Annotated in this window: 20 protein-coding genes; 6 read left to right on the top strand and 14 right to left on the bottom strand. The window is 56.5% G+C overall.

What is annotated here, in order from left to right; genetic code table 11:
- Window positions 1-65: 65 nt before the first annotated feature.
- The 3 genes from wecB to FAES_RS07990 are packed head-to-tail and all read right to left on the bottom strand — an operon-like array spanning window position 66 to window position 2,667.
- Window positions 66-1,157 (bottom strand): non-hydrolyzing UDP-N-acetylglucosamine 2-epimerase, encoded by a 1,092-nt coding sequence (gene wecB / locus FAES_RS08000; RefSeq protein WP_015330702.1) that lies wholly within the window; start codon window positions 1,155-1,157, stop codon window positions 66-68.
- Window positions 1,154-1,825 (bottom strand): class I SAM-dependent methyltransferase, encoded by a 672-nt coding sequence (locus tag FAES_RS07995; RefSeq protein WP_015330701.1) that lies wholly within the window; start codon window positions 1,823-1,825, stop codon window positions 1,154-1,156. Before FAES_RS07995 ends, wecB begins: the two co-directional genes overlap by 4 nt.
- Window positions 1,822-2,667, bottom strand: coding sequence for a glycosyltransferase family 2 protein (locus tag FAES_RS07990; protein ID WP_015330700.1), 846 nt, complete (start codon window positions 2,665-2,667; stop codon window positions 1,822-1,824). Before FAES_RS07990 ends, FAES_RS07995 begins: the two co-directional genes overlap by 4 nt.
- A 56-nt stretch (window positions 2,668-2,723) precedes the next feature.
- Here FAES_RS07990 and FAES_RS29515 point away from each other — a divergent pair, with 56 nt between their 5' ends.
- Entirely contained in the window at window positions 2,724-3,455 is a 732-nt protein-coding gene (locus FAES_RS29515; RefSeq protein ID WP_015330699.1) for an FkbM family methyltransferase, read from the top strand.
- A 7-nt stretch (window positions 3,456-3,462) separates the two neighbouring features.
- Here the strand turns inward: FAES_RS29515 and asnB are convergent, their stop codons facing one another.
- The 11 genes from asnB to FAES_RS07930 are packed head-to-tail and all read right to left on the bottom strand — an operon-like array spanning window position 3,463 to window position 17,649.
- Window positions 3,463-5,316, bottom strand: coding sequence for an asparagine synthase (glutamine-hydrolyzing) (gene asnB, locus FAES_RS07980; RefSeq protein ID WP_015330698.1), 1,854 nt, complete (start codon window positions 5,314-5,316; stop codon window positions 3,463-3,465).
- Complete coding sequence (locus FAES_RS07975) at window positions 5,304-6,437, bottom strand: glycosyltransferase (RefSeq protein WP_015330697.1); 1,134 nt, start codon at window positions 6,435-6,437, stop codon at window positions 5,304-5,306. Before FAES_RS07975 ends, asnB begins: the two co-directional genes overlap by 13 nt.
- 3 nt (window positions 6,438-6,440) lie before the next feature.
- Complete coding sequence (locus tag FAES_RS07970) at window positions 6,441-7,442, bottom strand: glycosyltransferase family 4 protein (protein WP_015330696.1); 1,002 nt, start codon at window positions 7,440-7,442, stop codon at window positions 6,441-6,443.
- Between the two features lie 4 nt (window positions 7,443-7,446).
- A complete protein-coding gene (locus FAES_RS07965) occupies window positions 7,447-8,205 on the bottom strand; it encodes a class I SAM-dependent methyltransferase (RefSeq protein WP_015330695.1) in 759 nt (252 codons plus the stop codon).
- Window positions 8,202-9,476 carry a lipopolysaccharide biosynthesis protein gene (locus FAES_RS07960; protein ID WP_015330694.1) on the bottom strand — a complete coding sequence of 425 codons (1,275 nt, stop codon included), beginning with the start codon at window positions 9,474-9,476 and terminating at the stop codon, window positions 8,202-8,204. The genes FAES_RS07965 and FAES_RS07960 overlap by 4 nt, the downstream gene beginning before the upstream one ends.
- Window positions 9,469-10,470, bottom strand: a complete 1,002-nt coding sequence (locus FAES_RS07955) for a CgeB family protein (protein WP_015330693.1) — start codon at window positions 10,468-10,470, stop codon at window positions 9,469-9,471. Before FAES_RS07955 ends, FAES_RS07960 begins: the two co-directional genes overlap by 8 nt.
- On the bottom strand, window positions 10,467-11,684 hold the full coding sequence (locus FAES_RS07950) for a glycosyltransferase family 4 protein (RefSeq protein WP_015330692.1): 1,218 nt from the start codon (window positions 11,682-11,684) through the stop codon (window positions 10,467-10,469). The genes FAES_RS07955 and FAES_RS07950 overlap by 4 nt, the downstream gene beginning before the upstream one ends.
- A gap of 58 nt (window positions 11,685-11,742) precedes the next feature.
- The gene (locus FAES_RS07945) at window positions 11,743-13,083 is read right to left on the bottom strand and encodes a DUF8712 domain-containing protein (protein ID WP_015330691.1); all 1,341 of its coding nucleotides are present in this window, start codon (window positions 13,081-13,083) and stop codon (window positions 11,743-11,745) included.
- Window positions 13,084-13,109: 26 nt separating this feature from the next.
- Window positions 13,110-15,485 carry a GumC family protein gene (locus tag FAES_RS07940; RefSeq protein WP_015330690.1) on the bottom strand — a complete coding sequence of 792 codons (2,376 nt, stop codon included), beginning with the start codon at window positions 15,483-15,485 and terminating at the stop codon, window positions 13,110-13,112.
- A 48-nt stretch (window positions 15,486-15,533) separates the two neighbouring features.
- A complete protein-coding gene (locus FAES_RS07935; protein WP_015330689.1) occupies window positions 15,534-16,346 on the bottom strand; it encodes a polysaccharide biosynthesis/export family protein in 813 nt (270 codons plus the stop codon).
- A 22-nt stretch (window positions 16,347-16,368) separates the two neighbouring features.
- A complete protein-coding gene (locus FAES_RS07930) occupies window positions 16,369-17,649 on the bottom strand; it encodes a nucleotide sugar dehydrogenase (protein ID WP_015330688.1) in 1,281 nt (426 codons plus the stop codon).
- 606 nt (window positions 17,650-18,255) lie between these two features.
- On the opposite strand from FAES_RS07930, the gene FAES_RS07925 reads away from it, so the two are divergent.
- From FAES_RS07925 to ruvA, 5 genes are all read left to right on the top strand, one after another.
- Window positions 18,256-18,699 (top strand): YkvA family protein, encoded by a 444-nt coding sequence (locus FAES_RS07925; protein ID WP_015330687.1) that lies wholly within the window; start codon window positions 18,256-18,258, stop codon window positions 18,697-18,699.
- An 89-nt stretch (window positions 18,700-18,788) separates the two neighbouring features.
- Window positions 18,789-18,989, top strand: a complete 201-nt coding sequence (locus FAES_RS07920; RefSeq protein WP_015330686.1) for a Sec-independent protein translocase subunit TatA/TatB — start codon at window positions 18,789-18,791, stop codon at window positions 18,987-18,989.
- Window positions 18,990-19,136: 147 nt separating this feature from the next.
- Window positions 19,137-20,579: an Asp-tRNA(Asn)/Glu-tRNA(Gln) amidotransferase subunit GatA gene (gene gatA, locus FAES_RS07915; RefSeq protein WP_015330685.1), complete on the top strand. Its 1,443-nt coding sequence runs from the start codon at window positions 19,137-19,139 to the stop codon at window positions 20,577-20,579.
- An 86-nt stretch (window positions 20,580-20,665) separates the two neighbouring features.
- Window positions 20,666-22,273 (top strand): lytic transglycosylase domain-containing protein, encoded by a 1,608-nt coding sequence (locus FAES_RS07910; RefSeq protein ID WP_229364443.1) that lies wholly within the window; start codon window positions 20,666-20,668, stop codon window positions 22,271-22,273.
- A 96-nt stretch (window positions 22,274-22,369) separates the two neighbouring features.
- Window positions 22,370-22,957 carry a Holliday junction branch migration protein RuvA gene (ruvA, locus tag FAES_RS07905; RefSeq protein ID WP_015330683.1) on the top strand — a complete coding sequence of 196 codons (588 nt, stop codon included), beginning with the start codon at window positions 22,370-22,372 and terminating at the stop codon, window positions 22,955-22,957.
- Window positions 22,958-23,080: the final 123 nt, after the last annotated feature.

The raw sequence follows: 23,080 nt of genomic DNA, 5'->3' as shown, positions 1-23,080 counted from the left end.
TTACAGGTAACAGAAAGGGGCATCAGCCGAGGGCTGGAGCTGGCGTACAGCGTTTCGCATACGGGCTACGAATTTTGTAGAAGAGCCGCAATACGGTTAGCTGCATAGCCGTCCCAGAGCGGCGGCACATTACCCTGTTTGGCATTTCCGGTAAAGACGTCAGTTAACGCTGCCTGTACGGCATCGGGGTTCAGATCGGCGAGTAAGGTATTGGTACCTAAGGTCACGGTGGCGGGGCGCTCGGTGCTGTCGCGAAACGTCAAGCAGGGTACGTTCAGGTACGTGGTCTCTTCCTGCACGCCGCCCGAGTCGGTTACCACCGCCGTGGCGTGCTCCATCAGGTTCAGAAATTCCAGATAGCCCTGTGGTTCCAGCAGCCGCACGTTTGGAATGGCCGCCAGGTTATCCATCAGGCCAAAGCGGTTGAGGTTGGCTGTGGTACGCGGGTGCAGCGGCAGCAAAACCATCTGGTGCCGGGCTGTATCGGCCACAAGCCGGATAATGGTTTCTAGCCCCTCCGGCCTGTCAACATTAGAGGGACGGTGCATCGTCATCAGCACATACTGTCGGGGCGTCAACCCCAACGTGTCCACCGTGTTCAGCGACCTCGCCTGCGCCCGGCACTGTAGCAACGCGTCGATCATCACGTTGCCAACGAAATGAATCCTATCGGCTGGAACTCCCTCGCGAAGCAGGTTATCGAGCCCGGCCTGTTCCGTCACGAATAGCTTGTCCGACAGGCTGTCGGTCAGGATGCGGTTGATTTCTTCCGGCATACGCCGATCGCCCGACCGTAGCCCCGCCTCTACGTGCGCCACCCGGACGCCCTGCCGAACGGCCACCAAGGCGCAGGCCAGGGTGCTCGTCACATCGCCCACCACCACGACCCAATCGGGTTTTTCGGCCAGCAGCACGTCCTCAAACTTGGTCATGATATCGGCGGTTTGGCGGGTTGGTGAGCCGCCCACCACGTCGAGGTAATAATCAGGTTGCGGGAGGTTTAGCTGACGAAAAAACACCTCGCTCATCCGGGTGTCGTAGTGCTGCCCCGTATGGACAATCCGCGAAGTGACCCCGGAGCGTTGCTGAAATGCCCGGTGCAGCGGCGCTACTTTTATGAAATTAGGCCGGGCCCCAACGATGCTGAGTATGGTCATTGTTTACGGAAAACTGCCACGAACAGGGTGTCAGAGTGGAGGGCAGGCAAGCACGACCGCAACAGGCGTGCGCAGGCATTGGTACCGCCGTAGGTTTGGTGGAAAATGAGTTGATAGCCGGGCAGCTGCCGGTGCAGCCTAGCGGGGGTGGCGTAGTGCAACACGTGCCGGAGGTAGACGGGGCGGCCGGTGAACCAGTAGCCGATGCGTTCGAGACATCGGTACACCGAGCGGCGATTGGGCATCGACACGATCAGCAGCCCGCCCGCCGCCACCTGGCGGTCGAGAGAGACCAACGTACCTGGCAGGTTGGGTACGTATTCCAGCACGCTCGACGACAGGATAAGGTCAAAGCAGCCCCGGTCGTGCGTCAGTGGCAGCCAATCGATCTCGGCACATATCGTCAGTTGCGCCTGCCGGGCGGCCTGCCGGGTCAGGTCGATCATGGCGTTGGAAGCATCGATGGCCGTCACGGTGGCACCGCGCTGGGCAGCATACAGGCTGAATACCCCCGGCCCACAGCCAGCGTCAAGCACCCGGTCGCCCGGCCGCACATACTGGTCAAGCAGCGCCGCCCAGACACGATACCGTTCCTGAAAATCAGGTGACTGCTTGTAGCGCTCATCAAACGCCTGCGCAATGCCGGAATGGTAGGTTACGGCGTTCATTGGGGCAGAGGAACGGCTAAAGGCGACGGCTTTTTCTGGTCGAGATAAACGGCGGCGATCATAAACTGATACAGAAACGCGTGGCTGACGTGGAAGATGAAGCCCGCACGCCCGTCCAGAAACCCTAGCAGCAATACGTAGCGATACACGAAGTAGAGGAACGGACGAAGCAAGGGCGGGATACGTACCCAGACCTGTTCTTTTACCCACCGTTTCCGCGCCCGCTGATTCGTAGCGTCGGCCCAGTGCAGGGATTGCTCTTTTGGGGTCAGGTCAGCCAGTTGATAAGGCACGTACCGGACGTGTTTTTCGTACCAGAACAGCACCGGCTTTCGGTCGTGGTGGATGAACGGCGTTTGCAGATACCCCACCGATCCGTTCACCGTGATCTGCTCGTCCATGAGCCGGTCAATCTGCTGCACCGCCGCCCGTTTGAACAGCCGCAAAATGTAGGTTGGGTAGTAGCCACCCCGGCGTATCCAGCGATTCATAAACACGAATTTGAACGCCATGAAATAGCCTGCATGGCTGGCAGGCTGCGTCATAACATGCCCAATCTCCTGTTGAAGCGCCTGATCGATGTATTCGTCGGCATCCAGAAACAGCACCCAGTCAGTAGCGATCGGCAGCGCCTGAAGGGCGTAGTTGCGTTGGGCGGCGTAGTTGTCGAAATCGCGGTGAAAGACCGTTGCTCCCGCTGCCTCGGCCAGCTCAACCGTTCGGTCAGTTGAGCCTGAATCGAGCACGAAAACGGCCGCTGCCCAGCCTACCACACTTCGCAGGCAATGCAACACGTTGGGCTCTTCATTTTTGGTCAATACGAGTACGGTTACGGGCAGCATTAACGACAGGTATATTCCACTATTTTTGGCACCTACTCACCTATCCGTACTACTTGATGACACGTCTGGAAAAAATAGCGGCTTTACCGGCTGCGCTTCAAGGGTATCTGTTTACGGACCCCGCCCGAAATGGCGAGTATCGCTTCTTGACAAGGCTAGTCAAATATAAGCATAAACCTACTATCATTGATGTAGGTAGCAACATTGGCGAATACGCCCAAAAAATACTGACAATCAATCAATTTGCCTGTATTCACTGTTTCGAACCTGTCAATTCTACGTTTCTTGAACTAAGTAAAAATCTTATTGATACAACCGTAAAATTGAACAACTTCGGCTTGTCGGATCAATGCACCGAAGCCACGATAAATGTGTATGGCGAGACGTGGGGAATCAACTCATTGTACGCGCTTGGTGAACGCGTAGCCGACCTCGCGCCACCCCGCGCTGAACGTATTCAACTCTCGACCCTCGACCGGTACGTTGCCGAGCAGCAGTTGACGACCATTGACTTTCTAAAGATCGACGTGGAGGGTCACGAGCTGAATGTGCTCCGTGGGGCGAGTCAGACGTTGAAAAGCAAGCAGATTCACGCCATCCAGTTTGAATACAATTACCTCTGGAAACAGACGAGCAATACGCTCGAAGGCGTGTTCGACCTGCTTGGCAGCGACTTCGATTACTACCGCCTGACGCCCTGGGGCAAATGGCCGGTAGGGCGTCGTTTTTCGGCCTCGCTGGAAAACTATCCGGCCGCCGCTAACTACGTAGCGTTGCTACGGCGCTGAAACTGGGTCAGACGCCATGCCGCTCAAGCCAATCGTCGAGCGTGACTAATAGCCAGAGCTGATTCCAGCTACTGCCCGGTTCGGCCCGTAAAAAGGTAGCCCACATCGCTTCGATCGTACCGGGCCGAAACAGGTCACGCTGCGCCAGTTGCGCGAGCCGTTGCTGGCAAAAGGCCCGCAGGTCGCCACGCAGCCAGGATGCCCACGGAAAGCTGAAGCCCATTTTAGGCCGCTGTAACACACTTTCGGGCAATAACGGCCGAAGGGCGTCGACGAGCAGACGCTTCGGCGGTGAGGCGGCTTTGTAGGTATCGGGCACCTGCAACAAAAACTCAATCAGCGTATAATCGAAAAAGGGAACGCGGAGTTCGAGCGCGTGCGCCATGCTCATCTGGTCAGCGTCGCGGAGCAGCAATGGCATGGCGTAGCTCATCAACTCACTTACACTCACCTGACTCAGGGTAGGGAGGCGACGCAGGTCGGTGTCATGCCGGGTCAGCCAATCGGCCACGGGGTTCGCGCCTGTCGGGCCTAGTAGGGTGGCTACTTCGGACGCGGTAAACGATTGCCGGAAAAGCGAAAATAGCCGGGGCGGAGCGAGCGATGGCAACTGGATCAGCGCCTGCCGTTTGGTCGGGTTAATTGTCCGCAGGACGGTGTTCAGCACCGGCCGCCGCAGCCCTTCGGGCAACTGCCACAGCCAGCGCAACTGCCGCAGCCGCGCATACCGCCCGAAGGTCGAGTAGCCCGCAAACAACTCGTCGCCCCCCAGGCCAGTCAGTGCCACCGTAATCCCCGCCTCTTTCGTGAGTTTCGACACCATGTAGGTGTTAGGGCCATCGCCACTGGGCTGATCCATACTAGCCAGCAGCTTTGGTAATTCGGCCAGCAGGTCAGTGGGGCGTAAGCATAGGTCAGTATGGCGCGTGTTGAATCGCCGGGCCAGCTGCCGCGCCTGAGCCGACTCATCGACCTGTTGTTCCGCAAACGAAATCGTGAATGTGTTAACGGGTTGTTCACTTTGCTGAGCCATAAGGGCCACCACGGCACTCGAATCGACGCCGCCCGACAAAAAAGCGCCAAACGGTACATCGCTGACCATCCGGCGGGCAACCGCGCCCTGCATCAGCCGACGCACTTCGGCCCGAACGGCCGTTGCGCTGCTGAGTAACACCGGGTCGGCGGGGGTTGGTTGGAGCAAGTCCCAGTAAGGTTGTTCAACCCATTGGTCCCGGGCAAACAGGGCATAATGCCCCGGTTCTATCTGACGCACGTTTTGTACCAGCGTGTCGGGGCTGGGCACGGTCTGGTACATCAGGTACGTTGGTAACGCGCTGTCGTTCAGCCGACGCGGCACCAGGCCGGTTTGCAACAGCGCCCGCACTTCCGAAGCGAACAGCAGGTGTTGATCATCGAGGTAATAGTACAGCGGTTTCTTGCCCATCCGGTCGCGGGCCAGTAGCAGTTGTTGGGTCTGCCGATCCCAGAGCGCAAAGGCAAACATCCCGTTCAGGTGCTGAAGGCAACCCGTGCCCCAGCGCGTGTAAGCGGCCAGCAACACCTCGGTATCCGACTGCGTCCGAAACGGATAACCAGACAGTTGAGCGCGCAGCTCGCGGTAGTTGTAAATTTCCCCGTTGAAGACAAGCCGATACCGCCCTGCCCCATCGGCCAGCGGCTGGTTGGCCGCTTCGTTGAGGTCGATGATCGACAGGCGGCGATGCCCCAGGGCAATGGGCCCTTCGCTCCAGAGGCCACTGGCATCGGGGCCGCGGTGAGGCATCGCCCCGGTCATGCGCTCGACCAGTTGTGGATCGGCCAGGGGTTGCCGACGAGCTACTAACCCAGCTATTCCGCACATAGTAAGGTTGGATTGAGGACGCGCTCGTAAGCCTCGACCCAGCGCCAGGCATTTGTTCGGCTGTCGAAGTGCTCCTGTGCCAACCGACGGGCATTCTGGCGGTGGGTAGCGTAGACAAGGCTGGGTAATGACAGGCAGGCATCGAGGGCAGCAGCCAGCGAATCGGGTTGGTTACTGACCCAGAAACCGGCCTGTCTGTCGGCCAGTAGCTGCCAGGGGGTGCCCGTCGAGGCAATGACCGGTGTGCCTTGCGCCAACGCTTCAATCACCACGTTGCCGAAATTCTCGCTGTGCGAGGGCAGCAGCAACGCATGCGCATTGGCCAGTAAGTGCGCTTTGGCAAGCCCAGCTACGGGCGCCTCGATCTGTATTCGATGAGCAATGCCCAGGTACGTTGCCAGTTCGCGCAGGTGGTGGCTATACCCATCTGAGTCGGGCCCGACAAGGCGGAGGTACCAGTTTTCCTGAACAAACACTTTACTTTGAGCCAGTGCCTTTACGAGGTTCTCTAAGCCTTTAATCGGGTGTAGGCGGCCTAAGAACACCAGATAGCGGCCAGCCTGTCGTGCTACCAGCGGTGGCAGTTCGAAGTAATTGGGCAATTCAAGAACGGCAGCGGTGGGCCCGAAGACGGCCAGTACGTCGGCCGCCTCGGCGTCGGAAGTTACGTGAAACGTGATGCGATGAGCGTAGCCTTTCAGCCAGTTGAGCACTACTCTCTTTGAGGTTGTCCGCTGAGTACGAGCGGCGGCGGCCAGTTCGCCCCGCGGTGACCACACGATCCGCTTTCCCTGTTGTAATGCCACCCAGCCCACGACCAGTGAGGTCGTGTAGAACAGGCTGGTCAGGTGCACTACGTCGGCAGTGGGGAGTTGGCTCAACGCCGCACGGATGGCCCGGATGGGTAGCCGATGATGCCGGGTTCGGGCGTAGCGCACCCGCCCGGCGTCGGTGTCGAGCCATTGGTTACGCGGCGTATCGACGGGCTGATCGGTATCGGTGGAAACGACGGTTACCTGCACGCTCTGTTGCCGCAACGCTTTAGTCAGCCAATAGACCGAGTTGCTCGGCCCGCCCGATTGCGCCGGATAGAACGTACCGATGGGAAAAAGAACGTGCATAGCTCAGGAAATAACCGATTGATAAACAGCCATATAGTGTGCGGCAACAGTTTCCGCTTTGTACCTGACGACGTTCTGATACCCCGCGGTGATGAGTCGTTGCCGGAGGGCCGCATCGGTCATCAACCGTTGCACACCCGCCCGAATCGCCGCCACGGAGGTTGGGTCGACCAGCAGCGCGGCCTCGCCAGCTACGTCCCGCAGCGGGTCGATTGCCGACGTCAGCACTACGCGCCCGGTGGCGTTGGCTTCCAGTACAGGTAACCCGAACCCTTCGTAGAGCGACACAAAAACAAGCATATCGCAGGCCTTATACGCGGCTACCATCTGTTCGTCGGTCAGGTTTACTCTTTGTTCGTAGACAATCCCAAGCGCCGCCAGCTGCGCCGCCCGTTCAGGTGTCAACGGCCCAATGATGAGCAGTTTGCACCTGATACCCTGCAACGCTAGCGCCAGCCGGGCGAGGTTTTTGTGTTCCCCATTTTCGATATGGAGCAGCGTCGGGTTGGTTTCGTTAAACACGTTCGGGCTGGGTTGAAAGCGGGGATTGCACGGATTCGGAATGACCGTGACTCGCTCAGCCAGTGGACCCATATGCCGGATGAGCTCTCGCCGCGATTTGTCCGAAACCGTGGTAATTCGGGCTACGCGGTGCATGGGTAGGTAATAGAACAATAGCCAGAGGGCGTAATAGCGCCACCGGTTTCCGCGCTGCCGTTCGCGATCCAGCGAGATGCAGTCGTGGATAGTCAGCACCGTGCGGCGAGGCGGTAACGCCAACGCCAGGTAATGCACATCGCCGCTGATGTGGTAAACATCGGCCCGTTGGCGGCGGGCCACCCGCAGGTTTTGCCACAGCGCCCCCGGCCTGATAACCATATTGGGCACGTGGGTTTCGCAGACGGTAACGGCATGCTGCGTGCGCAGGTACGTTGCCAGCAAGCCGAAGACGCCTTCAATACTAAACCCGGCACCTTTCTGGCGAAATAAGATCGAAATAGTCAAGGCGTTATTTAGTGGCGACGACCAGCATATTTTGTGACAGAATGGCCCCTCGCGTAGCGGTTTCGGCCAGCAGCATCAGCCGATAGCGTAGCGTCGTCAGTTCCCAGATGACCCGTCTCACAAGCGACATGAGGCCAAAAACGACGGGCTTATCTTCGTAGCAGACCGGCTGACGGAAGCCCACGGTTTGCAGCAGTTGCCGCATCGAACTGGGCGTGAAGCACTGCTCGTGCGTCAGATCGCCGTAGCGAACACGCATCCCGAAGATGCCCTCGGCGTTGGGTACGTGGATCAGCACCCGCCCGCCAGGCTTCAGCAGGGCGTAGACGGCGTCGAGCAGGGCGAGGGTTTCGGAGAGGGTGAGGTGTTCGAGCACGTCCATGAGCAGCACCAGATCCGTAGGTTGCCGGTACGTCGCCAAAAAGGAGTCGATATTTTGCTGCCGGACTTCGGTGAGGCCGATTTGATGGGCCAGTGCCACCTGCTCCGCCGAGGTATCTACGCCAAGCAGGTTGGTGTAGCCATATTGTTTGGCGTGGTACAGGTAACAGCCATTGCCACAGCCCAAGTCCACAATGCGGGCGTCGGTCTGCGCGGGGAGTAACGGCCGGATGACCTTATCGACATACGGGCGGTTGAGGCGAAACAGCTCGCTGCCAGTTGGGGCAATAGTGGTCAGCGTGGGGGCTTGTCCGCTCCGCACATAGGCCTGATACAGGCGGTCTTTAGCGGCGTTCTGGGTACGTTGGTGGGAAGCGTTCATCGACTACGGTGGTATAGGTACATGACCAGCAGCAATTGCAGCAGGTAGCTAAAAACGGTGGACAGAGCGGCGCCTGGCAACCCCCATAGTGGAATCAGCAGGCTGTTCAGCCCAATGTTGACAAACGCACCGACAGCATAATGTCCCAGGATAAACGTTGTCTGGCCGTAGACGTACCACTTGATTTCGTGCAGGTGAATGAGCGTCAGAAACAGGTAACCGAGCGCCACCATGGGGGCAATCAAAAAAGCGGGCTGATAGGCTTCCGACAGCAGCCATTGCCCGATGAGGTTTCGGCCAAGAAAAAAAACCAGACAGGCGACCAGCCCAACAGCAGCATACCGGCCGATGTATTGCCGTTGCAACGTCCAGGCGTCGTTGCCATCGCCGCCCTCACTCCGAAGGCGATACAGACGACTGCTCAGGTGCAGCATAAACGGGCCAACCAGCAAGGTCATTTTAGCGCCTAATCCATACCCAGCGCTGTAGATACCCACATCGGCGCGGGTCAGGTAATAGCCGATGAGGTAGCGGTCGGCGTAATTGCACAGCCACGACCACACGGCCAGCCCAATCAGTGGCGTGGCGTAGGTACGTAGTGCGCGGATTAGGGCGGGCGCACCCGGTGCAGTGTCGGTCGGCGGGGCGTGTTTCTGGAGCGATCTCGTTGGCACGGCAAGTCGCCAGACCAGCGCGGCGAATAGTCCATTGAGTAGCGCCAGCACCAGCCATAAGCCAACAACCGTCTGAATGCCCATCCCGACGACCACCAGCAGAAACAGCAGCAGATTGGCCAGCCCATAGGTAGCCTGCACCAGCGAGTAGGTGCTGAACTGGCCTTGCAGATTCAGGTATTCGCTACGGGCCGCATAGAAGCCCTGCCCCATCAGCGCCAGTAGCATCAGGGCAGCCTCAGGTACGTTGCCCGTCAGGCTTGCGTACAGCCCCGCCCCGATTGCCCCCAGCCCATAGAGCGCCAGCAACACCCGGCGATAAACCGGAAACACGGTGGCCCAGCCGTATTGAGCCTGCGCGGTTTTCAGGGATTGCAGCACGGGCGCAATCAGCAGGCTGTGGCTAAGGGTCATGGTCGCAAACTCCAGGCTGTAGTCCCCAAAAACCGCCGCTGGTACGTAGAGCGCAATGGCTTTACCCAACAGCAGCCCCGCACCCGCATTGACCAATTGCCCACTCAGCAGGCTCGACAGTGCCTGCACCGCCGGGCTGGCGCGCTGCCCTTGCAGCCAGGGTGTCAACGTGAGCCTACGCATGGTCGAAAACGATGCTTAACAGTTGCTGAAGGCGTTTTTCGTAGGTGTGATGCACTTGAAAATGAGCATACTGCTGATCGGACAGCGCGTAGCGCTCGGTGGGTTTATCCAGGTAATACCGGATCCGATCAATGGCATCGTCAATGCTGCCGAAGGTTACTTTGTCAACAGGCACACCACTGTACTCAGCCAGCGTGGGTTTATAATCGCACAGTTGAAAGCCGCCGATCCCGTTGATCTCGAAGTATTTTTTATTGGCCGACGACACCTCGGCGTAGTGCAGGTTGTTGAACACGATCTTCGCCCCGTGGATAACCCGGTTCTTCTCGTCGCCGGTCAGGTACCGCCCAACAAACACCTGTTTAACGGCGGTGGGTATATACGTGGCGGGTAAACCAAAGATTGTCAGGCGAACACCGGCCTGAATAAGCCGCTCGGCCATACGGGCTCGGTACGGATACAGATTTCCGTACAGCATTACATCTATCCTGGTGTCGGCTTCCAGCGCAGCCCGGTCGCCAGTCGGGCGGATGTTTACGTGTGGGTTAAAGGCTTCGGGCAGGTAAACCACGTTGAGGCCTGCTTTCTGCCGAAACACGTCGGCCATGTAGGGCTCTTTCGTGAAATAAACATCGAACGGCGAGGCAAGAATCTGTTGCCGCTCCAGGTTGGTCAGGGCGTCGGGGTTGTACTGGGCAATGGGGCAATGGGGTAGCCGCTTCTTCAGGTCAATGATCACCGACGGGTGGATATGCCGGTAAACGACCAGCACAAAATCGGGAGCCAGCTGGCCGATGTGGTCAACCAGTTTCCGGCCGACCGATCGGTCGTATCGTTCACTAAACCGCGACAGCCAATACTGCGCTTTCTCGGGCAGGAGAGTCACGCCTTTGATGTCGACAATCGTGGCCCGATGGCCCATGCGATTGAACGTATCCCGGAAATGCCACTCCAGCGATTCATAGCCGTCGCGGCCAATCAGCACGATTGTCATGTGGCGGACGGTTGGCTCAGGGCGCGCTGTAAATTCTGGATTGTCTGTGCATAGCTGTATTGATCGATGATCGACCGCGAACTGGCGCGGAAGGCAGCCCAGTCGGCAGCGGAGCTATCGAGCAGGGTTCTGAGGGCTTCAGCCAACGCAGGTACGTTGCCACAAGGGTATTGGTATCCATTCTGACCTGGTTTGACCAGATCGTCGGCGCAACCAACAGCCTGCGACAGTACCACGGGCAGCCCAACGTTCATGGCTTCATTGGTAACCAGCCCCCAGGTTTCGGCCTCATCGGAGCACAGCACAAATACATCCGCCAGGGCGTAATAGCTGACGATTTCGGACTGGTTGACGAACCCGGTCAGGTACACATTGGGCAACTGCTGCTCGCGGCAGAACGCCTCCAGCGCAGGCCGCAGCGGACCATCACCCACCAGCACCGCCGCCACGTCGGTACGTTGCAGGCTCGCAACGGCCTTCAGCAGGTCGAGCGGGCGTTTTTTGGGGATGTATTTGCCACAGTAGAGCAGCACTTTCTGCGTTTGGTCAATGCCCAGCCGACGGCGCAGTCCGGCCCGATGGGGAAACCGTTCAGCCGCCGCCCGTTGGAAGCGGGCGTTGTCAACAGCGTAGGGGCAGAAGATCAGCTTCTGTTCGGCAACGCCCATATGCCGGTAGAAGGCCCGGTTTTGCTCGCCGATGTAAAGCGCATAGTCGACCAGCCTCAGCAGCCCTTGCCCGAGTACCAGGCGCCGTAGTTGCTGGCAGAACGGGCTTTTGCTGGTTTCAAACCGCAACGGACTTTCAGCTCGCATACAAACCTGATGCCCCATTAGTTTGGCGGCAACAATGGCCAGCCAGCATACGGCATAAGCCCAGCCATACACCATCACTACCCCGCGCGGCGCCTGCCAGATGGCTTTAACAACCGACAAATTGAGCAGCCCCCAAAAGGAATAAATGGACGGGTTGGGCGACTGATTTGACAGAAACCGGTGGGCATACCCATCAAGCAGCGGAACATCCCACTGCACCGACTGCCCGAATTGCTGATCAATTTCGCCAGCTAATCCGTGCCGTGAGCAATACAACACCTCTACGTCGAACTGCTCGTCGGCGGCTAATTCCCGGTAGAGCGGCGCGAAGTACTGAATCGGGTGGCTATTGACGATCAGCAGCCGAATAGGCGTCGTACTATTTGGTCTACGATACACGATTATTGCTTTACGATTAATATAAATACGCGCTCACCATCAGCACGACTACGACTAATTATAATTGTAAGTTGATGCGTTTAGCAACAAACCAAAAAACAATCAAAAACATCGACATCGTCACGAAGCTACCCCATGTCGATAAAACATCTGTTTCGAACGAAAGGCAACCCGTAAATAAACAGGGTATCCACAACAAAACAGACGGCCGCCTTTCCGAAATTTTTATGATGCGGAGAAAACAATAATTAAATAAAACGCCAAAGAAAAACAGAAAAACTACGCTGCCTGCTTTACCAAAATTAGCGTACCCTTCACCAAAAGGCGATATGTTTGAGCTCGTAATTCCATCTGGCGTCAATGGCGTAAAACGGGTTATATTGGCGGCACCACCTGTTATCGGTTTCTCACTCCAGATAAGGCGGGGGATAAATGGGTATACGAAGTGGGCTAGTAATTCGCCATCCGCGAAAGGCTCATAATGGGGCACGTAGGCCATAGTTTTCGCAATCAGTCCCCCTTGATTTAACCGGTGGTAAGTGGCGTATAGATGGTTTTTACCAAACAGAAAGTCAGGATCATTCATCCTTTGCGCGAATAAATCCACCATCAGGTTCAGGTCACCTTTTCGATTTTCAGGACTATCGCCCCATGTCTTTATGCGGTATTCCATCTTAACCGACTGCGCCAATAAGACAAAAAGAGCGCACGACCCAATTAAGGTTAGTTTTATGACCAAACTGCCTCCTCTCTTCGTACCAACTAAAACAACTAATACGTATAACGTCACCCAAAAAATCATATGGCCAAACATACCATCCCGTACGGTAATGTACAACAATAGACCTAAGGCTGTGAGCAACGTTACGTATTTAAATGCACTACCCGAGTAATGCGCATACATTACAGAAGCATACAGACAAACGGCCAGTAAATACACCAAAGCTTTAACTTGGACAGGTGCGTAATTGAAAAAGAACGAACCGATTATCCCGAGAATTAATAAAGTAAAACTGGTTCTTTCTTTTCCTTTGACGTATTCTTTAACAGCTGCAATTAGCTCGTTATGTGGTTTTGTTTTGAGTAAGGGCAGATTTAACCCAACAGCGAATGCAACGACAGCGGGTAAGGCATAACTCAAATAATCAGCCGACGACAAGGCCATACTGTCGGGCGCATCGGCCAACTCCAGTGAAGGGGCCAATACCACTTGTAGTGCTGCCACAAATGTCATTAACTCACGGACGGCGATGGTCCGGCCAACACTGTGAACGAAAACCAAAAACGTGTACAAAGAGAACCCGACTGACAGCGCCTCCAACCCTGTAAATTCCGAGAAGAGGCTCAGGAGCAGCAGGCAGAGCAACGAGGCCAGAAGAAATCGCAGATCAAACGCCATACAGCATGCAGGGGTTGGTTCACCGTTTATTTTCTGTTCCAGAAGTGAAGGCTGAAGCCTTTTTTAGCCACCTTTTTCACCTTGTCGGCGTCTTCGCCATACGTTGCCCGGTACATATAGCCGTAGCCGGCATCATACCCATAGCCATAGTTGTATTCGTAGTCTTTCTCAGTCCTGATGCCATTGATGATCAGGCACATATTTGGAAAGCGCTTTTCCCGGTAGAGTGTGTCGATGTTTTTCAGATATCCTTTAGCCGTGTAGAGGTGCCGTACGATGTAGAGCGTCATGGTTGCGTAGCGGGCCAGCATGTTGGCGTCGGTAACCAGCCCAACGGGGGGTGAGTCAACAATGATCGTATCGAAATGCTCGCGCAGGTTGTCAAACAGATAGCGCATTTTCTCCCCGCCAATCAGCTCGGCCGGGTTGGGTGGAATGATGCCACAGGGAATGAAAAACAGGTTGGGGTAGGCCTCCACCGGCTTGATGATCTCATCGAGCGTCGCCTGCCCAACCAGATAACTCGACAGGCCTTGGGGGGTAGCGTCTTTGATGTAGCGATGCAGTTTGGGCTTCCGCATGTCCAGTTCTAGCATGACCACCTTCTTGTCGGCAATCGCCAGACTAGCGCCCAGATTGAGCGAGATAAACGATTTGCCTTCGCCGCTAATATTCGACGTCACCAGAATGGTCTGCTTGTCGCCTCCTTCCGTATTGAAAAACTGGATGTTGGTCCGTAACGCCCGAATTTGCTCAGAAAGCAGCGATCGGCTTTTGGCGGTGACGACCAGCGGTGACTGAGGCTGCTCCGACTGTATAATTTCGCCAATGATGGGCGTGTCGGTGGCCGCTTCGACCTGCGCTTTACGGCTGATTTTGTTGTTAAAATAATCAATCAGCCAAAGCACCAGCACAGGCAGCAACAGGCCGATCAGCAAAGCCACCAGGTAGTAGTTTCGCTTGACGGGCTTCACCGGCTGCGGTTCGGCCTGAGCGTCGTCGATAACGCGCAGGTCGGAGACTGTGGAGGCAAACGACATGGCGGTTTCTTCGCGTTTCTGCAACAGGTACGTATACAGATTGCCCTTGATACTGGCTTGCCGGGATATATCGAGCAGTTGCCGTTCTTTCAGCGGGATGGTGCGGATGGTCGACTCGATCCGCTTGTTATTGGTTTGCAGGCTCTCCCGGGTAGCCAGCAAAATCCGGCGCAACGTCTGCACGTTGTCGGCAATGTTACGCTTGGTGCTGCGAATCTGCTCGTCGATCGTCTCGATGGGAATCGATTTTTCCGGCACGGTCCGAATCAGCGTTGAGCGTTGCCCTTCCAGCTCAAACAGGTTGCCGATCAGGCTGGTCAGCGTGGGGTTGTCGAGGCCCACGGTAGCGGGCGCTACCACGCGGGTGCCGGGTTTGCTGGCGATGTAGTTTTCAACTTCGGTCAACGTACCCAGTTGAATGTTTACCTGCCCCAGTTGCGCATCGTTTTCCTTTACTTTATCCAAAAACAAGGCTGATTCTGAGCTTAGATCAACGATACCCGAGTTGGTCTTGTAACGCTGAATATCGCTCTCGACCGAGGTCAGTTCGCGGGAGATGATGCCCAGCCGCTCTTCGACAAACCGCAGCGTGTTGGCGGCTACCCGGTTTTTGTCCTGCAACGACATCAGTTCGTAGACATGGATCAGCCGGTCGAGGTATTTTTCGGCCCGGTCGGGAGCGTGGTCCTCCATGGTCAGGAATAGCACCGAAGCCGACTTGTTGGGCTGCGACACCCGCAGGCGTTTTACGAACGACTTGATGACATCGACCTGGTGTTCCATAGTCACCGTGATCCTGTCGTGCCGCGTCGTCACACTATCGCGCCGGTTGATGATCACCAGGCCCAGGGGCGAGGCCGTGGGTTTACCAAATGGGCAGTTGACGCCGTCGATGAGCGCATGGTCGGCGGCGACGGTTACCGGATACGGGATATCGTAGGCGGCGTTGATCGGTTTCAGCACGTTTACCACGATGGGGGCATCCCGGTAAATGTCACGTACCCGCCACCGGTCTTTGTACGAATAGACGATGTCGAGACCCAGCTCCTCGACTACTTTTTTGGCCAGTTTGAAGGATTTCAGGACTTCGATCTCGTTTTCTACCTGCTTTTTTGGCCCGAACATGTCCAGCTCCTGCATCAGATCCTGCTTGGCTGACCCGCCTGAGTTGTCTTCGTCTTTGATCAGGATACTGGCTTGCGCGCTGAACGTATGTTTGAGCGTAGTGAGGTACCCAAACATGCCCACGACACTGATCACCAGAGCCAAGACAAACCAGTACCAATTGCGCAGGTACTTGGTAACCAGAAACTTAATGTATTCCTGACCAAATTGATTCGTTTCAGCTTCCTGATTTGCCATAGCAGGTTTCGGGGTGGGTGGTGCTGGGCTGGTCAGCGGGTAGAGGGCTTAGCGCATCAGATTCAAAACGACGGTGGCGATGAGCGTGAGGCCGCTGACGAATACCGGCACGTAGGGGAAGAGTTTGCTGGCCTGTACTTTCTTGCTATTCTTGGCCTCCACGTAGATCATATCGTTGGGTTTGAGGTAATACGCCGGCGAGTCGAACAGCGACCGGTTGGTCAGATCGACGCGGATAAACTCCCGTTTGGCGGGTGTTTCGCGCACGACCAGCACATTTTCCCGTTTACCATAGACGGTCAGATCACCCGCCAGACTGATAGCCTCGGTCAGCGTGATTTTTTCGTTCTGTACCGTAAATACCGACGGTTGCTGCACCTCACCCAGCACCGAAATTTTGAAATTGAGAAGCCGAACCGAGACGTATGGCTCCCGGAGAAAGGCCTGTAGCGTATCGCGCAACAGGGTTTCCAGTTCGCTCAGGGTGCGCCCCGCTACCGGCACCTGATTCAGTTTGGGGAAGTGGATTGTCCCGGTCTCGCTCACCCGGTAACCAATGGGCAGGTTGTTGCTCGTTTCGCGGCCCGACGTGCCCCCCGCCAGTACTCCGCCAAAGCGACTAAACGGATTGAACGTGATGTCGGCGTCGGCGTTCAGGCTCGACACGGCAATGGCCAGAATATCCCCCGTCTGTAGCCGGTAGGCATAAGCAGGTCGGCGAACGGAAAGCGCCGCCGTACTATCCTGGTCGGTTGGCTGAAAATAGGTCATCGCATCGCGTTTCGGCTGCCGCTGAGCCATCGCGGTGCCAATGAGTAAGCCTAAAAGACAGTTCAGGACGATACGGGTAAAAAGGCGCATTCAGTGGGTAAATTAGAAACACTTAGATTCGCATAGACACTTTCGTCCGGTCAAGTACCGACTTCAAGTCATAGATGATCGACAGTTCACTGCGGCAGAGTTCCTGCAAATCGAGGGTCAGAAATTCATCATGGGCCACCGTCAGGATAACGCCATCGTAGCGGCAGCGACCGGGTTGCTCAACCAGCCGGATGCCGTATTCGGCATAGACCTCGTCGGCACTGGCCCAGGGGTCATAGATGTCGACTTTCATGCCGAAGCCCGTTAACTCCTGGTAGATGTCGACCACTTTAGTATTGCGGATGTCGGGGCAGTTTTCTTTGAATGTCGCGCCCAGCAGCAACACCGACGAGCCTGCGATCGACAGCCCCGCCCGGATCATGGCTTTGACGAGTTTGTTGGCCACGTAGATGGGCATATCGTCGTTGACACGGCGCCCCGACAGAATGACCTGCGGATGGTATCCGACGCTTTGGGCTTTGTGGGCCAGGTAATAGGGGTCGACGCTGATGCAATGCCCCCCCACCAGACCGGGCCGAAACTTTAGGAAATTCCATTTGGTGGCGGCCGCTTCCAGCACGTCCATCGTGTCGATGCCGAGCCGGTCAAAAATCAGGGCCAGTTCATTAACGAAGGAAATGTTGACGTCGCGCTGCGCGTTTTCGATGGCTTTGGCGGCTTCTGCCACCTTGATCGACGGCGCTGGGTACGTGCCCGCTTTGATGATCCGGCTGTAGAGTTGATCAACGTACCGGGCGGCCGCAGGCGTGGAACCGGACGTAATCTTCAGAATCTGCGATACATTGCGCTCTTTGTCGCCGGGGTTGATCCGCTCGGGCGAGTACCCACAAAAAAAATCGTCGTTGTAACGCAGCCCACTCGCAGCCTCCAGTACGGGCACGCAGTCTTCCTCGGTGCAGCCGGGATAAACCGTCGATTCGTAGACGACCAGATCGCCTCGTTTCAAGTGCGCCCCGACCATGCGGGAGGCAGCCAACAGGGCGGTCAGATCAGGTGATTTGTACTTATCGATTGGTGTGGGTACCGTCACGATGTAGACCGTACACGCCGCCAGATCGGCCATGTTGCCCGTAAACCGAACGTGCTGACTGGCACCGAAGGCCTGTTCCGACACTTCCCGGGTGTGATCGATTCCCTTCCTGAGCGCATCGACGCGAACCTGATTGATGTCAAACCCGATAGTGGGCCATTCTTTACCAAACTCGATGGCAAGGGGCAAGCCGACATACCCAAGGCCAATGATGCCAATTTGCAGTTGACCAGATGACAAGTGGGAAAGCATGTAGTTGTTCAGCGTTACGGCAAGCTCAAGCCCCAATCCAGGTAACTACAAAGTTAGAGTTAAAATACTTAGTAAAAACCATTGAATGACAAAAACTTGCACTATAGATATGTTAATTAGTACACCACCTGCCCTTTGTTCACTATTTAACGTATAGTTAAACTAATGGAAGGCAGCCGATGGATGCAGGCCGCGCGGGTCGACCGGTAGGTAGGTTGGCTTCTTGCGCTTGGGTCAGCAGGATACTGGCCCATCGAGTTATCATCACCTGCTCGTCCCCCCCGTCCGCCAACTCACTTTCTTTACGCCGAACTGTTGGGTATCGTTCGTTCAGCCTGGGCCTAAATCGCGCTCAGCCCTGTTGCCTGGCGATTTCTGCCTGCAGACTGCTGTCTGGGTACGTTGCCAGAACAAGTTGCAAAAGACAGCCCGTTGCGTGTCGAGCGTAGCCTCACTACCGGCGGGAATTTGAGTTCGCCGGTGGGCGGCTTGATCGAAAAGGCTATCACTAGGTGTTTTTCAGAACACTTTTTCGGGCGCAAACTTGTTATACGTCTGTTCTGTCGTTGGTGACAGCGCACATTCACTCGAACAACATCTAACTCAATGGCCAAAAGTAGTCTTATTGCCAAGGTACTCAGTTCAATTTTCTTTCGCCGTTCAACCCACCGGGCGGGCCGTTACGCTAAAAATGGCCTCGGCATGCTGGCGTTGATTCGGGAGGCACTCAACAAAAGCAAAACCGTATCGGGCGATGACGGCGTTGGTTTTCGAGAACAGATTGGCTTGCTGAGCCGCCTGGTAAAAGCTTACGCATCCGGTGAGTACCGCCAGGTTTCGACCAAAACCATCGTATCAGTGCTGGCGTCGTTGATTTATTTCGTATCGCCCCTTGACGTGATCCCCGACGTGCTGCCCTTTGTTGGCTTCGCCGACGACATCGCGCTGATGGTCTGGCTCTTCAACTCGTTGCAGAACGAACTGATCAACTTCCGCAGTTGGGAACGCGAACAGGCGCGGGTATCGGGGAAAGTTATTGACCTTGAGTAGGGGCAACCGTTTTTTCAGTTTAATCTGAGAAAGAATCCATACCCAAAACATTTTCGTATTTTTGTCAACGTGTTAAAACAAACTCAATCATGATTACAGCATCCATTTATGCAATTATGGGTCTGGGCGGTCAAGAGATGCTGCTCATTTTCTTAGCGCTATTGTTGTTCTTTGGTGCCAAGAAACTGCCTGAACTGGCCCGTGGTCTTGGTAAAGGTATCCGTGAATTTAAGGATGCTACCAAAGACGTCCGCGAGAACATCGAAGACGGCCTTAAGGAAACGAAGTAACTGCTCACATAGCCATATGCTCACAACCGGACGCCCCCAGGACGCCCGGTTGTCTGTTTTTACATTAGTCCGGCGTCTTTCGTCTCAGCGTTTTCGGGCCGCCCCTCACTAATGGGGGGCTTATCCCGGTAAACGGACCCTCTTTTCATGCCTTCACTGTACCGTTCCTTCCGTTCTGTTCGGGCCGATCTGGCCACGGGTGCCCTCACCTGCCGCCAATTGGTCGAGCAGTACCTTACCCGCATTACCGATCATCAGCACCTCAACGCCTTTACGGAGGTCTACGCCGACGAAGCCCGGCAGCGCGCCGACGAGCTTGACGCCCGCCGCCTCGCCGACCCGGCCTCCATTGGGCGACTGCACGGCATGGTGATCGGCATTAAAGACGTGCTGAGTTACGCCGGGCACGGCCTCCGGGCAGGCAGCCATATTCTCGACGGTTTCGAGGCTCAGTTTACGGCAACGGCTGTGGAGCGGTTGCTGGCTGCCGGCGCCATTATCATTGGTCGGCAAAACTGCGACGAGTTTGCGATGGGATCGGCCAACGAGACGTCGGCGTTTGGTCCTGTACGTAATGCCGCCAACCCCGACCGGGTACCAGGTGGCAGCAGTGGCGGGTCGGCGGTAGCAGTGCAGGCAGGCCTCTGTCTGGCCAGTATTGGCTCCGATACGGGTGGCTCGGTGCGGCAACCGGCGGCGTTCTGTGGGGTCGTTGGCCTGAAACCCACCTACGGCCGCATTAGCCGCTGGGGCCTGATCGCCTACGCCTCCTCGTTTGATTGCATTGGTCCCATTGCCAACGACGCCTATGATGCGGCGCTGCTGCTGGAGGTCATGGCCGGGCCTGATGCGTTCGACAACACCGTATCGCAGCGGTCAGTTGACTCCTACAGCACGGCAACTTTACCCGATCGCCCGCTCCGCATCGCTTATCTGGCCGATGGCGTAGACAGTGAGGGAGTAGCCCCGGCCATCCGCCAGGCGACAGAGGCGGCTATCGAGCGCCTGCGCAGCCAGGGCCACAGGGTCGAACCGGTGTCGCTCTCCTTGCTGAAGCACCTGTTACCCACGTATTATATCCTGACCACCGCCGAGGCCTCGTCGAACCTGTCGCGCTTTGATGGCGTGCGGTATGGCCACCGGACTCAGGCGCCCGTGGCCGATCTCGTGGCCATGTACAAACAGAGCCGTACCGAAGGGTTTGGCCCCGAGGTACGTCGGCGGATCCTGCTGGGTACGTTCGCGCTGAGTGCCAGCTATTACGACGCTTATTACACCAAAGCGCAGCAGGTACGTCGGCTGGTCCGCGACGAGACAGATCGCATCTTCGCCGACTATGATCTGTTGCTGATGCCCACGACACCCACAACGGCTTTCCGGCTGGGCGAAGAAAACGACGATCCGGTCGCGGCATACTTAGCCGATATTTTCACCGTTCAAGCTAATGTGACGGGGTATCCGGCCATTTCTGTTCCCAATGGTACCGACCTTGAGGGCTTGCCCATTGGCCTGCAACTGCTGGCGCCGCCGTTTCAGGAGGGTTTGCTGGTGGCAACGGCCAACGCCCTGGAGGCTCCCGTCGCGGCCTGATGATTAACCCATCCGGACGATTGACTTTACCTACCAGTGCGCGTGCCTCCTTCCTCCAACGAACTCGTAATACGTAAATGACCGACATGACGAAACGACTGTACCCACTTGGTTTCGGCTTTCTGCTGGGCTTCACGGCCCTGCTCCCCCAGATGGTAGCGGCACAGGCCAACCGGCCCACGCCGAAAGTGACCGTTCAGGAGGCCATCGCCGACACCATGCAGATCGACTCTGCGTTTGTGGTTGAAGAAGTGCTCAACCTGCCTTCGGTACCGGAAGCGCTGCTGCGGGAACGGCTACCACGGCTGCAACGTCAGATTCCGCTGCCTTACAACCGGGTCGTTCATAATTTCATTGATTACTTCACCTACCGGAAGCCCAGCTACACGCGTATGGTGATGGAGCGGATGCCGTTCTATTTTCCGCTCTACGAAAAGACGCTCGCCAAGTACAACATGCCCGACGAGCTGAAGTACCTCTCGATCGTCGAGTCGGCCCTGAATCCACGAGCCATGTCGCGGGTGGGCGCGGGCGGCCTTTGGCAGTTTATGCCCTACACGGGTCGTGATTTCAACCTGAACATCGACGACTATGTCGATGACCGGATGGACCCCGTGAAAGCGACCGAGGCTGCTTGCCGGTACCTCAAAGACCTGTACCGCATCTTTGGCGATTGGGAACTGTCGATGGCGGCCTACAACTGCGGACCGGGAGCCGTGCGCCGGGCCATGCGCCGCACGGGCGGCACTACGTTCTGGACCTGCTACGAAGGCCTGCCGAAAGAGACCCGCTCCTATGTGCCGCAGTTCATCGCCATGACCTATATGATGAACTTCGGCCCCGACCACGGCATTCATCCCGAACGACCCGATTATCCGCTGGCTTTCGATACCATTCAGGTCAACAGCTACCTGAACCTGAAAACGCTGGCCGATCTGAGCAACATGTCGCTGCCAGCGATTCAGAAGCTCAACCCAGCCATCGTAACCGGTGTCCTGCCCGAATACACGCGGGGCCATGTGCTGCGGCTACCGAGCGAGCGATTCCATCAGTTTGCCACGCAGCGCCAGGCCATTATGGATTCGGCCACGAAAATGCCCGTTATGATGGCCAATATGTTACTGGCGCATAGCGAAGAGTTTGGCCCCACACGCGACTCGGTCAACGACCCGGCCAATTGGCGCGTTGCCAGCCGCTGGAGCGACCCCGTCCTGACGGCCAGTACGAACGTAGCAGCCGCCGTTGTGGCTGAAAACGACATTCCCGAAGCCGATGACCTGGAAGCGGTCGTGCTCAAAAAGCCCCGCAAGCTGACGCACACGGTGAAGCGCGGCGATAACCTGGGCGATATTGCCGATCGTTACCACGTCGAGTTGTATGACCTGAAGCAGTGGAATCACCTGCGTTCCACGAAAGTACGCGTGGGTCAGAAGCTGCTGATTCTGCGGGAAGCGGGCGAGACGCATACCGAGCGCATGGCTCAGCAAGGCTCCGATCCCAAAGACCATCGAAAAGCGGCGGCTTCTACGGAGCGTAGCGGCCGGGTCAAAGCCAAATACCACCGCGTGCAGAGCGGCGATACCCTCTGGAATATCTCGCAACGCTACGGCGGCATCCCGATTGACAAGCTCAAAAAGATGAACCACATCAAGGGCAACAGCGTCAAACCTGGTATGAAACTGCTGGTGGGGTAATTGATAATGTACAATGAACGATGTATACTGGCCATGGCTACTGTACAACTGCGTCAGCCCATTGTACATCGTTCATTATACATTGTACATTAAGTTATGATCGCTTATCTCGACGGCACCTTGTCGTATAAAGAGCCCGCCTATACCATCATCGATGTAAAGGGCGTTGGCTACGAAGTATTTATCTCTTTGCAGACCTACTCGACGCTACCCGGCGGCGGGGATAAGGTAAAGCTATTTATTCACCACCATTTTCGCGAAGACAACCAGACCTTATTTGGTTTCGCCAACGCCGACGAGAAAACCCTGTTCCGTGAGCTGATCAGCGTCAGCGGCGTTGGGCCAAATACGGCGCTGGGTATGCTGTCGGCCATGTCGCCGCAAGACCTGCGTCTGGCCATTATGAGCGAGAACGTGCGGGCGGTGCAGGCCATTAAGGGTATCGGAGCCAAAACGGCGCAGCGTATTATTCTGGAATTGAAAGATCGGATGAAAAAAGCAGGCTTGCTCCCCGATGTTCCCACGTACCGTCAGCAGGCAGGTAACCCCGTTCGCGAAGAGGCCCTGGCGGCGTTGGTGGCCCTGGGCTTCCCCCGCCCGTCGGCCGAAAAGAGCGTCGACGATATTATCCGGGCCGAACCCGAATTAAGTGTAGAAGACATTATCCGAAAAGCGCTGCGCTAGTTTTGGCGTTAACCGATCGACAGCTACTGATTCTGGGCCGTAAGTCAACCCCTTCGGCCTAACTTTTAATTCTTAGCTAATATCTGATACGATTGGCCCGGTTTTAGCCGTTGTGTTAACGGC

It is taken from the genome of Fibrella aestuarina BUZ 2, assembly GCF_000331105.1.
Taxonomy (GTDB): domain Bacteria; phylum Bacteroidota; class Bacteroidia; order Cytophagales; family Spirosomataceae; genus Fibrella; species Fibrella aestuarina.
Note: the sequence above shows the minus strand (reverse complement) of the source record. Positions and strands in the feature narration are given on the sequence as shown.